The 13443-nt window shown below is 63.0% G+C and carries 9 protein-coding genes; 7 read left to right on the top strand and 2 right to left on the bottom strand.

Translation table 11 applies throughout. From position 1 onward, the window contains the following. Positions 1-11: 11 nt before the first annotated feature. Positions 12-3065: a TonB-dependent receptor plug domain-containing protein gene (locus tag LK535_RS03035; protein WP_227770401.1), complete on the top strand. Its 3054-nt coding sequence runs from the start codon at positions 12-14 to the stop codon at positions 3063-3065. 111 nt (positions 3066-3176) lie between these two features. Continuing rightward, entirely contained in the window at positions 3177-4487 is a 1311-nt protein-coding gene (locus tag LK535_RS03030) for a spinster family MFS transporter (RefSeq protein WP_227770400.1), read from the top strand. A gap of 230 nt (positions 4488-4717) precedes the next feature. Here LK535_RS03030 and LK535_RS03025 read toward each other — a convergent pair whose 3' ends face one another. Further along, positions 4718-5962 (bottom strand): TetR/AcrR family transcriptional regulator, encoded by a 1245-nt coding sequence (locus LK535_RS03025; RefSeq protein ID WP_227770399.1) that lies wholly within the window; start codon positions 5960-5962, stop codon positions 4718-4720. Positions 5963-6117: 155 nt separating this feature from the next. Here LK535_RS03025 and LK535_RS03020 point away from each other — a divergent pair, with 155 nt between their 5' ends. The 5 genes from LK535_RS03020 to LK535_RS03000 all read left to right on the top strand — a co-directional run bounded on the left by LK535_RS03020 (position 6118) and on the right by LK535_RS03000 (position 11467). Next, positions 6118-7434: an acyl-CoA dehydrogenase family protein gene (locus tag LK535_RS03020; RefSeq protein WP_227770398.1), complete on the top strand. Its 1317-nt coding sequence runs from the start codon at positions 6118-6120 to the stop codon at positions 7432-7434. A gap of 103 nt (positions 7435-7537) precedes the next feature. Next, positions 7538-8626 carry a Zn-dependent alcohol dehydrogenase gene (locus tag LK535_RS03015; protein WP_227770397.1) on the top strand — a complete coding sequence of 363 codons (1089 nt, stop codon included), beginning with the start codon at positions 7538-7540 and terminating at the stop codon, positions 8624-8626. Continuing rightward, entirely contained in the window at positions 8623-9699 is a 1077-nt protein-coding gene (locus tag LK535_RS03010) for a phosphotransferase family protein (RefSeq protein ID WP_227770396.1), read from the top strand. Before LK535_RS03015 ends, LK535_RS03010 begins: the two co-directional genes overlap by 4 nt. A 114-nt stretch (positions 9700-9813) precedes the next feature. Next, positions 9814-10578 carry an SDR family NAD(P)-dependent oxidoreductase gene (locus tag LK535_RS03005; protein ID WP_227770395.1) on the top strand — a complete coding sequence of 255 codons (765 nt, stop codon included), beginning with the start codon at positions 9814-9816 and terminating at the stop codon, positions 10576-10578. A 91-nt stretch (positions 10579-10669) separates the two neighbouring features. After that, the gene (locus LK535_RS03000) at positions 10670-11467 is read left to right on the top strand and encodes an SDR family NAD(P)-dependent oxidoreductase (RefSeq protein ID WP_227770394.1); all 798 of its coding nucleotides are present in this window, start codon (positions 10670-10672) and stop codon (positions 11465-11467) included. A 107-nt stretch (positions 11468-11574) separates the two neighbouring features. On the opposite strand, the gene LK535_RS02995 is transcribed toward LK535_RS03000, so the two are convergent. Then, positions 11575-13425 carry a DUF885 domain-containing protein gene (locus LK535_RS02995; protein ID WP_227770393.1) on the bottom strand — a complete coding sequence of 617 codons (1851 nt, stop codon included), beginning with the start codon at positions 13423-13425 and terminating at the stop codon, positions 11575-11577. Positions 13426-13443 lie beyond the last annotated feature (18 nt).

The following is a 13443-nucleotide window of genomic DNA, read 5'->3' as shown; positions in this document are numbered from 1 at the left end:
GGAGAGAAGGAATGGCGAAAGCGGCTTTCGTCCGGGTGAGTGCGTCGGCGCTTGCCTGGGTACTCGCGATGGGCACGGCACAGGCGCAGATTGGCGGTGATCCAGTCCCCGCGCAGGCCTCTCCTGATGTAAACGAAGCCACATCGGCGCCCGATATCGTCGTTACTGGCACTTTGATCCGCGGCACGCCAGAGAACCTCGCCGTTCCAGTTGACGTGATATCCAGCGAAGAGCTCGCAAAGCAGGGCGCCCCAACCGCAGTCGATCTCCTGAAAAATCTCACTGTCGCGAACGGCACGGTTGGTGATGCAAACCAGTTCGACAATCGCGCGCAGGGCTCTGAAGGCGTCGCGTCAGTTAACCTGCGCGGCCTCGGCCCTCAGCGCACGCTGGTGTTACTAAACGGCAAGCGGATGGTTCCCTCCGGCCTGGGTATCCCGATTGTGGACGTCAACATGTTCCCGGCGGCGGCAATTGGCCGGATCGAGATCCTGAAGGATGGTGCCGCGGCGACCTACGGCTCGGACGCGATCGCGGGCGTGGTCAATTTCATCACCCGTACTGATCAGGAAGGCTTCCTGGTTTCGGGCGACTACCGGTGGATCGATGGTTCAAAGGGGGACTATGGCGCTGCTGCCTCCTTTGGACACAAGCAGGACGGCTTCCGCATGTTCGCTGCTGTCGGGTATCAGCGTCGATCCGAGCTGCGCTTTACCGACCGCGATTTCGCGGTTCAGCCGTACCCGACCAATCCTCAGGGCGCTTGGACCGGCGGCGGCAATCCGGGCAACTTTGACTTCAACGGCACGGTCGGGGGGATCAATCTGACCACGGACCTAGGTTGCGAGGGGCTGGGCGGGTTCCGCAGCGCGCCTGGTTCAAATACGGACCGCTGCTTCACGCAATTCGGTCAGTTCGACAATCTTGTCGAACCTGAGGAGCGGCTACAAGCTTATGTGGAGAGCGAATTCGACGTAGCAGACAACGCGTCTCTGCGTTTTACTGGCCTTTACGCCTTCACCAACACACGCGTCACGAGCTCGCCCAGCTACCTGCCGACGCTGCCTCCGTCCCCGAACGCCGCGTTCGGGAATAATTCGCTCTTCGTGATCCCTGGCTATGCGCCAGCTCTTCAAGATTATTGCGCGCTTTATGGCGCCCAGGCTGGATGCTCGCGAAGTGGATCAGGCGCTCTAGATAGTGCCATTGGCTTGCCTGTGTTGTTCCGGCCGTTTCTGCTCGGCGGCAACCCGTTGTTTAAGAACGGAAGCAATGATCGCGGATCGGCTGTTTCAAAGCGTGATACTGAGGCGCTTCGTTTTACTGCTGATCTGAATATTCAGCTTACCAGTGATATCGACTTTGCTACGGGGTTCACCTTCAGCCAGTATCATCGCGATTACGACGGTACCGACGCGTTTGGTGACCTACTGCAGAATGCGTTAGCCGGATTTGGTGGGCCGAACTGCGCATACGCAAGCACCGCATCCCGAGCGGGCCTTACGCCGGCACAGCTTGCGGGGTTGGCAGGTACGAACGGTTGTACGTTCTTCAATCCTTTTTCGACCGCCATCTCCGCGAATGCAGTGACGGGAGTCGCCAATCCGAACTTTGCCGGGTCGCGTAATCCCGCTGGCTTCAGCCTCACGCCGGGCGCTGGGCTGATCAACGACCCTTCAACCATCGACCTGTTCTTCCGAACGCCGAATACACAGCTGCGGACCCAGCAATATGTTGGCGACGTGTCTCTTTCCGGCCGTACTGGGCTTCGCCTGTGGGCTGATGAAGCGATCGGATTCGCGGTTGGTGGCCAATATCGCAAGAACACGTTCCAGCGACGTCTGAACGCCGACGCGAACATCGCGATCAATCCGTGCCCGGGCACGCCGCTGAATCCCAACGCGACCTGCAACCCGCAGACCGGCGCGCTTGGCTTCCTCGGAACCAACCCGCAACAGGACGCAGAGGCGGATGTTTACGCGCTCTTCGCGGAACTTCAGGTGCCAATCACCAATGCGGTGAATCTGCAGCTTTCGGCGCGGTATGAAGATTATGGTGGCGCGGTGGGCTCCACGTTCGACCCCCAGGCTCGGCTTAAGGTTGAACTGACCGACTGGCTCGGCTTGCGGGGTGGTGTTGGTACGAGCTTCCGTGGCCCGCCGCCTCAGAATCTCTCGGGTTCTGTGGTGTCGCTCCAGGTGATCGGGACCGGTTTCCGTGCGGTGGAGGTGTTTGGCGCTCCCAACCTGAAGCCAGAAAGCGCGACCACGTATAATGCCGGCGTTCTGATCGACCGTGGCCCCTTTAACGCCAGTCTCGACTACTGGCGCTATGAGTTTGCAGGCCCGATCGAGTCCGAACCGGTCTCGGGTCTGACCAACGCGTTGTTCGGCGCTACAGGATCGGCCAATTGTGACAATCCGGCTTATGCAGCGCTGAGGGCTCGCTTCACGTTCAACGCTGCCGGATGCGGCATCAACAACGTCAGCCGTCTGAGGGCGCAGGTGTTCAACAGTGCCGATGTCAAAACCTCGGGCCTCGACTTCAATGCCAACTACCGGGGTGAGCTTGGCCCCGTCGAGTTGCTGGTCGGCGGCGCCGCTACTTATGTCATCGATTTCAAAGTCGACGACCTTGTGGTGGAAGGGGTGTTGGTTCAGCCGGCGTTTGATGCAGTCGGAAAGCTGAACTTCCAGACGACTTCCTATCCAATTCCGCAGTGGCGCGGAAATTGGTACGTTCAAGGAGACAGCGGACCGCATTCGCTTCGGCTCCAGTTCAACTATGTCGATGGCTACACTGATCAGCGCGGTGCCGCGATTTTCGGGCCTAACCTTGGCGCGCTCGGTGGGGCTGCGAACACGCGTGGGAAGGAGATCGGCTCGTGGCGCACCTTTGACGCGACCTACCGTTTGGCGCTGGATAGCGGAACGACCTTCACGCTGTCCGCCGTGAACATCTTCGATCGCGATCCGCCGTTTGCACGACTGGATCCAAACTACGACAGCTTCACCGCGTCGCCTCTTGGTTTCACGTTGAAGGCGGCAGTATCGCAGCGATTCTGACGAATGGAGCGGCGAAGTTCGTTTCGAAACATTGCTGCCAGGTTGACAGGCTGACTTGTCGCGGGGGCTTGTTTAAGCCGTCGCGACGAGGTCAAGGTTTAGGAGAATGACATGGATGCCAGCACCACGTGGTCGCACGATGAGCGCGACGCGCGGGCTATTCGCAGGAGAGGTTGGACGCTGGCACTGCTGACGATCGCCTATTTCTTCAGCTTCATGGACCGGCAGATCCTTGCGATCCTGCTGGAGGCGATCAAAGCAGACCTGAAGCTTTCGGACACGCAGTTGGGGTTGCTCTCGGGGCTCGTGTTTGCGCTTTTCTACGCCACCTTGGGTTTGCCAATAGCGCGTCTGGCGGATCGCTCGAGCCGTAGCAATATCATCGCGATAAGCCTTGCATTCTGGAGCGGAATGACTGCGCTTTGCGGGCTGGCGCAGAACTTCACACACCTGATGCTTGCCCGTATCGGCGTCGGCATCGGCGAAGCGGGATTTGGCCCGCCGAGCCAATCCATCATTGCCGATCTGTACCCGCCGGAAAAGCGCGCAAGCGCGATGGCGATCTACTCGCTCGGCGTGTTGCTCGGCGGTGGGCTTGGCATGGTGATCGGCGGTTTCGTGGCGCATTCTTACGGTTGGCGCGTTGCTATGATGGTCGTGGGTCTGCCCGGCATCGCGCTCGCCGTTATCATGAAGTTGTTCGTGGTCGAGCCGCGCCGTGGGCTAGCGGACGGCAAGGCCCCCGCTGGACCGGCCGACGCGCCTACAATTGGTCTTTGGAAGGGCATCGCTTCGATCTGGCACAATCGCGCGGCGTTCCACTTGGTGGCTGCGATCACGATCACGTCGCTGGTCGGCTATGCGGTCACGGGATGGGGCCCAAGCTACATGCAGCGTTCGCTGGGCATGTCCATGCTCGACGTCTCGAAATACGTGGCACTTCCAGCCGCTTTCGTCGCTGGCTTCTCAGCAATGATCGGAGGCTGGCTTTGCGATCGGGCCGCGAAAAACAAGGGCATTTACGCTCAGAGCTACGTCGTGGTGGTCATGAAGATCCTGGCGTTCCCCTTCGCGCTGGCCTTCTACTTCGTTGATCATCTGTGGCTCGCGCTGAGTTCCTACTTTGTCGCGGCGATCTTTGCCGGCGCCTATATCGGGCCGACCTATGCGATGATCCAGCACCTGGCGCCGTTGCGGCTTCGCGCCACCTGGGCGGCTCTCACGCTGCTGGCGACCAGCCTTTTGGGCTTGGGGCTTGGGCCGTTCGCGGTTGGCCAGATCAGCGACGCACTGAAGCCTATGTACGGGGCGGAATCGCTGCGTTGGGCGATGTTCTCCGTGGCGATGCTCACGCCTTGGGGCATCTTCCATTATTGGCGCGCAGGCGTGCTGATGAAGCGCCAGGAGGCGCCAACAGCGTAGGGTGTCTCCTCTTAAGATCTTGCGAGATTGGCAAACCCCGGGGCACGGCAGCGCTCCGGGAAGGTGCAGGTCGCTGGCCGATTGCATGAAAACGGACGTTCAACGAGGAAGAGCCGTTGACTAGTTATCCGCCGATTTCTTGCATCGTATCGCTCGTGGCGCGGCCAAGTTTGATGCTGCGCGCAAGTTAGCTCATCAAGGCGAGCGGCTGTGCCGCTCTTCAATCCTGATCAGTGCCGGATGACTCGATCATCGAACATGCCGAACGCCAAGGTTGAGGCGTAAAGGGCGATTGCACGATCACGTGGCATCGCCCAAGCCCACTTCCGCATGTCAAACGCAGCGTTAAGGAACGCCATCACCAACTGACTGGCGACTAGCGGATCAATGGCGCGGACCGTTCCCTCGGCGATCCCGTCGGAGATTGTGCCGGCAAAGCGCCGGGCGATCCGGTTAGACCGGTCAACCATAGTGGCGCGAACAGACATGGGGAGACCACTGAGCGCCGTCGTCCGCAACAGTGGCCCTGTCTCGGAAAACTGTACTTCCAGTAGCGTCGCGAACATCGCGCAAAGCCGCTCCCAGTGGGTTCCGCCCTGCTCGTCCGCCATTCTCTGCGCCGCGGAAATCGTATCGAAGCTCCTGCGATAGCAGGCAATAACGAGGTCATCCTTGGCATCGAGATGGTGGTAGAAACTCCCTTTGGTCACGTTGAGTTCGCTAGCGATCCGCTGCACCGAAGCGCCACGATAGCCAAGCTCGTTGATCAAACGGGTGGCGGCGTGAAGGAATGCATCGCGGCCTTCAACTGAGTCCTGCGGCAGCGAAAGGGTGCGCGGTTCCCAGCCCGCGGGGCGGGCAGCAAGGCCGCCACGAAACACATCCATCACGCAGGCCTCGACCCGCGCAATCTGGTCCATGTCGTAGCGGCTCAGCCAAACCGGCAGCCAAAACGTGTTTTCCATGAGAACGTGCGCGCGCGCGCCGTTCAGATCCGTCTGTGCGCGAGTGTCCGCCGGTCCCCACAGTGCCCGGGCACGCCGGAACACCTCCCGCCATCCCGCCATGAGGCGGCTGCGAACCGGATCTTCCATCGCGCGCAGATCGGACAGCCCAGCGATCTGGCGTTCCTCACCCCGTTGCACCCGCGCCAGGCGGGCCATGTTTAGAGCGAGATACCGCTGCACCCGCTGCTCCGGCGTGTCTGCCTCCATAGCGGTGTCGAGCATGACCAGGAGATAGTCTAGCGTATGCTCGAACGCTGCGGCCGCAAGATCTTCCTTGCGCTTGAAGTAGTAGGTGACGCTTGTGGTATTCAGGCCTACGCGCCGCGCTACGTCCGCGAAGGTCATCCCCTTTGCGCTCTGTTCGTTGATCGCGTCGGCAGCTGCGGCGAGGATGGCTTCACGCTTCGCTCGGAAGCGGCGCGTGCCGATCTCCTCTCCGTCGCCGTCCGGTTCCCCCCGAGCCTGCATCCGACTGATCCTAGCGCCTATTTTTCGAACGAACAGTCCCTTTCTTTATCGCTGGCCACCTCTTCCTCACTAAGGAAGGCTCGACCGATTCGCGCGCTTGTCCGAAGATGCGGTACGCTTTACAGCTTTGATGAAATATCGAGCGGAGGGATGCTATGGACTTCACCCTGACCGAGCGCGAAACCTATTTCAGGGACCGCGTGAAGGCCTTCATCGACGCCGAGATCGCGCCGCGGCAGGCCGAGTATCACGAACAGGCGCACACTGGCGATCGCTGGAAGGTGATCCCCGTTATCGAAGAGGTGAAGGCCAAGGCCAAGGCGGCCGGGCTGTGGAACTTCTTCATGCCGCCGCACTCGGGCCAGACGCATGTCGACGAGACGTTCGAGTTCGAAGGGACGCAGCTCACCAACCTCGAGTATGCGCTGTGCGCCGAGGAAATGGGCAAGATCGGCTGGGCCAGCGAGTGCTTCAACTGCTCCGCGCCGGACACGGGCAACATGGAAGTGCTGCATCGCTATGGCACGCTGGAACAGAAGGAGAAGTGGCTTCGCCCGCTGATGAACGGCGAGATCCGCTCCGTCTTCCTGATGACCGAGCCGGCGGTCGCCTCGTCCGACGCCACCAACATCGAGACTCGGATCGAGCGTGACGGCGATCATTACGTGATCAACGGCGTGAAATGGTGGTCGTCGGGCGTGGGCGATCCGCGCTGCAAGATCGGCATCCTGATGGGCAAGACGAGCTTCGAAGGTTCGCGCCACCAGCAGCAGAGCCAAATCCTGGTGCCGATGGATACGCCGGGCATCAAGATCGAGCGCATGCTCTCGGTCTATGGCTATGATCATGCGCCGCACGGCCATGGCGAGGTGAGCTTCACCAACGTGCGCGTGCCGGTCGAGAGCGTCATCCTCGGCGAGGGCCGCGGGTTCGAGATCGCGCAGGGCCGGCTCGGGCCGGGCCGCATCCATCACTGCATGCGCACGATCGGCGTCGCCGAGGTGGCGCTGGAGAAGATGGCGAAGCGCCTCCTCAGCCGCGTCGCCTTCGGCAAGCGGATTTCCGATCACTCGGTATGGGAGCAGCGCGTGGCGCAGGCCCGGATCGAGATCGAGATGACCCGTCTGCTGTGCCTCAAGGCAGCGCAGACGATGGACGCGGCGGGCAACAAGGCGGCCAGCCAGGAAATCGCGATGATCAAGGTGTTCGCGCCGAACATGGCGCTGCGCATCCTCGACGATGCGGTGCAGGCGCATGGCGGCGGCGGTGTGGCGGAGGATTATGGCCTCGCGCATGCGTGGGCTTCGCAGCGCACGCTTCGCCTCGCCGACGGCCCGGACGAGGTTCACGCCCGCGCCATCGCCCGCAACGAATTCGGCAAGTACGGCGACTGGAAGGCGGAGATCGCGAATGATCGCGGCGCGCCGCGCGGTGCCGAGATTTCGAGTGGTGATATCGGCGTATCGCGCTGAGCCTTTTCGTCACAGGACCGGACCCGGAGCCCGCTGCCAGCCATCGCGGTTGCGGGCTTGGCGGCCGGGTGACGATCATTCGTGAGAATAATGGAGAGAGACCGTGAAAGCCGCCGTCATCTTTGAAACCAAGGCGCCGCTCCAGATCGAGGACGTCGTCGTATCCAAGCCCGGCCCGCACGAGGTGCTGATCCGCACCGTCGCGTGCGGCGTCTGCCGTTCCGATCTTCATTTCGTCGACGGTGCCTATCCGCATCCGCTGCCGGCGATCCCGGGGCACGAGGCCGCCGGCATCGTCGAGGCGGTGGGTGATGAAGTGCGCACGGTGAAGGTTGGCGATGCGGTCGTCACCTGCCTCAGCGCCTTCTGCGGCCATTGCGAGTTCTGCATCACGGGCCGCATGTTCCTGTGCGTCAGCGCCGAGACGCGCCGTGGGCCAACGGCGGAGCCGCGGCTTCGCCTGGCGAACGGCGGCAACGTCAACCAGATGCTGAACCTGTCGGCCTATGCCGAACAGATGCTGGTGCACGAGCATGCCTGCGTCGCGATCGACCCGGAAATGCCGCTCGACCGTGCCGCGCTGATCGGCTGCGCCGTGACGACGGGCGCCGGCGCCGTGTTCAACACCACGGACGTGACGCCGGGCGAGACGGTCTGCGTCGTCGGCTGCGGCGGCATTGGCCTTGCCGCGGTGAATGCCGCGAAGATCGCCGGCGCGGGCAAGATCATCGCCCTGGATCCGGTGCCTGAGAAGCGCGCTGTCGCCGAGAAGCTGGGCGCGACCCATACCTTCGATCCGATGAAGGAAGGTGTCGTCGGCGAAGTGGTGGAACTCACCAAGGGCGGCGTCCATCATGCGATCGAAGCTGTCGGCCGGCCGCAGTCGGCGCAGACCACGGTCGACGTGCTTCGCCGCGGCGGCACCGCGACGATCCTCGGCATGATGCCGCTCGACCAGAAGGTTGGCCTTTCCGCGATGGAGCTGCTGTCGGGCAAGAAGCTGCAGGGGGGCATCATGGGGTCGAACCGCTTCCCGGTCGACATCCCGCGCCTGGTGGATTTCTACATGCGCGGCATGCTCGATCTCGACACGATCATCGCCGAGCGCCTGCCGCTCAACCGCATCAACGACGCGTTCGACGAACTCCGCAAGGGCGATGCGACGCGCAGCGTGATCGTGTTCGATCAATGAGCACGGCCGTGGCGGAAGATACCGGCCTCCAGGCGGAGATCAGCGAGCGCGATCGGCTGGACACCGATCGCCTCTACACCTGGATGGAAGCCCACGTCACGGACTTCGCGGGTCCGCTGACCTATGCGAAGTTCGCCGGCGGACAATCGAACCCGACGTACAAGCTGATGACGCCGGGGCGCAACTACGTGCTTCGCCGCAAGCCGATGGGCGAGCTGCTCCCGTCCGCGCACCAGGTTGATCGCGAATATCGCGTCATGGCCGCGCTCCACCCGACCGGCTTCCCGGTGCCCCGGCAATATGGCCTGTGCGAGGATGACAGCGTCATCGGTTCGGCCTTCTACGTCATGGAGATGGTGGACGGCCGCACGATCTGGGACGGCGCCTTCCCGGGCATGGATGCCGACACCCGGCGCGCGCATTACAATGCGATGATCGATACCCTGGCGGCGCTCCACAATGTCGATCTGAAAGCGACGGGGCTCGAGGATTTCGGGCGGCCGGGTAATTACTTCGAGCGGCAGGTGAGCCGCTGGACGAAGCAGTATCGCGGTGCCGAGACCGAGCATATGCCGGCGATGGAGCGGCTGATCGAATGGCTGCCGCGTACCATTCCCGAGCAGACCCGCACCACGATCGTCCATGGCGATTACCGCTGCGACAATATGAAGTTTGCGCCCGGCCTTGAACCGCGCGTCGCCGCGGTGCTCGACTGGGAACTCTGCACGACGGGCGATCCGCTCGCCGACCTCAGCTATTTCCTGATCAGCTGGGTGACCGAGCCGGAGGGCCGTTCGGGCGTGATGGGCCTGACCGGGCCGGAGACCGGCATCCCGACCGTCGAGGAAGTCGTCGCGCGTTATTGCGAGAAGACCGGGCGGGATGGCGTTCCGGATCTAAACTGGCTGTTGGCGTTCAACCTGTTCCGCCTTGCCTCCATCGTCCAGGGTATCCGCAAGCGCTTCCTGATCGGCACGGCGTCCAGCGCCAATGCCGAGGCGACCAGCGCACGCGTGCCGATGCTGGCCGATGCGGCCTGGCAGTTCGCACAGAAGGCCGGCGCAACCGCGTAACGCCTGCCTGTCGGCGGGCACGGATCGGGGAGGGGCATGCTCCTCCCCCTTTATGCATTCACTTGCGGGCCGGCCCACCTTCAGCCCTTCCCGCAAGCGGGAGGGGAGTGAGCCATGAGTTTGTTCGATCTGACCGGCAAGGTCGTCCTGATCACCGGATCCTCGCGCGGGATCGGCAAGGCCAGCGCAATCGCTTGTGCCGAGCAGGGCGCAAAGGTGGTGATCTCCAGCCGTAAGCAGGATGCCTGCGAAGAGGTGGCGGACGAGATCAACGCGCGGTTCGGGCCGGGCACGGCGGTGGCGATTGCCGCGAACATCTCCGACAAGGCGGCGCTGCAGCATCTCGTCGACCAGAGCCGGCGCGAGTTCGGGCGGATCGACTGCCTGGTCTGCAACGCCGCGTCCAACCCGTATTACGGGCCGCAGGAAGGGATCGCGGACGAGCAGTTCCGCAAGATCCTCGACAACAATATCCTCTCCAACCACTGGCTGATCACGATGGTCGCGCCCGAGATGAAGGAGCGCGGAGAAGGCTCGATCGTCATCGTCTCTTCGATCGGCGGACTTCGCGGATCGACCGTGATCGGCGCCTATTGCATCAGCAAGGCGGCCGACATGCAGCTCGCCCGCAACCTGGCGCATGAATATGGCGCCCACGGCATCCGCGTGAACTGCATCGCCCCGGGCCTGATCAAGACAGATTTCGCCAAGGCGCTATGGGAAGACGAGGCGGCAGTCGCCGAACGCAATCGCACGACGCCGCTGCGCCGCATCGGTGAGCCGGAGGAGATCGCGGGCGCGGTCGTCTATCTCGCGTCGCGCGCCAGCGGCTTCATGACCGGCCAGACGATGGTGATCGACGGCGGCGTGACGATCTGATCCCGCCGCTCCTCAGGTGAGGGGCGCGGAAGTATTGATAAAGCGAGGCACGGGGGGCGTTTCTTCCACGCCGGCGCCAACGGAGTGAGACATGGCTAGGTTCACCGACAAATCGATCATCGTGACGGGTGCCGGCTCCGGCATCGGCCGCGCCGCCGCAACGCTTTTTGCCGCCGAGGGTGGCCGGGTCATCGCGGCCGACAAGAAGGGGGCGGAGGAGACGGTCGAGGCGATCCGCGCCGCCGGCGGTACGGCGCATGCGATCGAGATGGATGCCGGCAGCGAGGAAGATGTCGTGCGCACCGTCGCGCTCGCCTGCGACAAGTTCGGCGGGCTCGACGTGATGTTCGCCAATGCGGGCATCTCGGGTGGCATGGCCAACATCTTCGATACGGACGTAGCGCTGATCACCGAAGTGCTGCGCGTGAACCTGATCGGCCCGTTTCTGGCGATCAAGCACGCCGCGCCGCGCATCGCCGAGCGCGGGCAGGGCGCGATCATCCTGACGGCAAGCGTCGCCGGCATCCGTTCGGGCGCCGGGTCGCCAGCCTATTCCGCGTCCAAGGCCGGGGTGATCAACCTCGCCCAGGTGTCGGCGCAGCAGCTGTCGGGATCGAACGTGCGCGTCAACGCGATCTGCCCTGGTCTGACGGAGACGGGGATGACCAAGTCCGTCTTCGATTACGCCCGTGACGCGGGCAAGATCGACCGCGTCGGGCGGCTCAACCCGCTGCGGCGCGGTGCGCAGCCAGAGGAGCTGGCGAAGGTCGCGCTGTTCCTTGCCTCGGATGATGCAAGCTACGTCAACGGCCAGGCGATCGCGGTAGATGGCGGCCTGTCGTCGAGCCACCCGGTAACCAAGCAGGAATACGGCCGCACTACGGCCTGATGCTCCCCGGGGTTTCAAACGCCACGTCTATCGGAAAGGGGGCATTCTCGTTTCCGATACGTGACGGTATGAACATACCGCCTTTCTTGAGGACGCGGTTACGGCGGTCAGGTACGTTCCGCCGCCACCCACCGATCGACTACTTTGGCAAGAACGCCAAGCGGCATCCCGCCGGCTTGCACCACAACATCGTTGAAGCCCCGCACATCGAAACGTCCAGCAAGGCGAGCTTTCGCGTGGTCGCGCAGTCGATTGATCTCGTTATGACCCGTCTTGTAGCCAAGCGCTTGTCCTGGCCAGATGCAGTAACGGTTGATCTCTGAACGGGCGCGGCTTTCAGTGTATCCGGTCGCTGCCATGAGCCAGCGCACGGCCTGATCGACGCTCCAGCGCTTGTGGTGAAGCCCCGTATCTACCACGAGGCGTGCCGCTCGGAAGTTCATCGATTGCAGGTAGCCGATCCGACCGAGTGGATCGTCTTCATAATAACCCAGCTCCGCCCCAATCTGTTCGGCGTACAAGCCCCATCCTTCCGAATAGGCATTGAAGCCTAGGAGAGTTCGGATCAGGGGCAAGTCGAAAGTATATTCGCCCTGCCAGATATGGCCCGGAATACCCTCATGGAAGGTCAGCGTTGCGAGTTCGAACCGGGGCCAGTTCGCCGTGTCACGCAAATTGATGTAATAGATTCCCGGCGTCGAGCCATCGAGCGCGCCCGGCCCGGCATACCCGTTGGGCGCCCCGTTCTGAATGGCAGGCGGCACCCGCTTGATAACGAGATTCCCGCGTACGAGCTTGCTGAAAGCTTGCGGCAGGCGCGGTCGAAGCCGGGCGACGACGGTATTTAGGTATTCCAGCAATTCCGCGCGCCCTGCGTCCGTGTTGGCGTAGAGCAGGTCCGGCCGCTTGCCGAGCGCCGCCAGGCGCTCGCCCGGTGTGCCTTGCGCCAAGCCCTGTGCGCGGAGCAGCGGATCTAGCTGGGCGGCATAGGCGCGGCATTGTTCAACCCCGGATTCGTGTATCTCATCCGGCGTGCGCTTTGTTGTGGTGGCCGCCTCCGCCAGCCAGGCGTAGCGATCCGCCGCGTCGGGCATGTGCCACATTCCCCCATCCTGAGGTGCGCGAGGGCGTAGGGAAGCGAGGGCATCCGCCTGATTTGCGAGGGCGGGAGCAATGCGGCGATCGACGATCGCCGTGGCGCGAGCCGTCCAGTTGCCGGTCAGGCCAGCCTTGGCGAGCTTGTCGGCGAAGCTACGGATCATGCCCTGCTCGGCGGCTGGTTGCGCGGCGCCGGCGCGCAGTTGCGCGACGGTGATGTCGTTGAAGGGAGCTGGCAGCAGCACGTTCTGGCGAGCATCGGCCTGTATCCGGCGCGTTTCGGCCTCGAGCTGGCCAGCATAGGCCTCAAGCCGGCTAAGATAGGCCTCGGCATCTGCGCGATTTGCGATTTGATGCTTGTTCTCAAGTAAATCGGGCGTGTCGACGAACGCGCCATTGCCCTGCGTCACCACATAGGGGGTCGAGCGGTAGTTGTTGTTCGACAGGAATGCCATGTCGCCTACCGGCATCCGGCGCCAACCTTCGAGCGCGATTTCATGGGCGGCGATCACGGTTTCGACATGGGTCGCGACGGTGGGCGAGAGAGCGGCCCGATTGATGGCTTGGAGTTGAGCCAGCCGCTTTGCTGCGTCATCCCTGCGAGCCGCCTCTGCGGTGGCACTGCGGTCGGTCAGCTTGCCCTTGAGCGACATCCGCTTGCCGCTGTCGAGACCAAGGTATGCCGCGCCGTCCGGGTAGGCAGCGAGGAGGGCTTCTGCCTGTTGATTGAGGATCGCCAGCGCGGCGGTGTCGGCGCTGCTGCTGGCACCACCCGTCTGCGCATGTGCTGGGGCAACCAGGGCGCTGCTGACGGCAAAAGCGGCAGTGCCGGTGAGGAAGTCGCGTCGATCGATCGTCATGCTGACACTCGAAACAGG

Origin of the sequence: Sphingomonas sp. IC4-52 (assembly GCF_020707225.1) — a bacterium.
Taxonomy (GTDB): Bacteria; Pseudomonadota; Alphaproteobacteria; order Sphingomonadales; family Sphingomonadaceae; genus Sphingomonas.
This window is presented reverse-complemented; position numbering and strand designations above follow the sequence as displayed.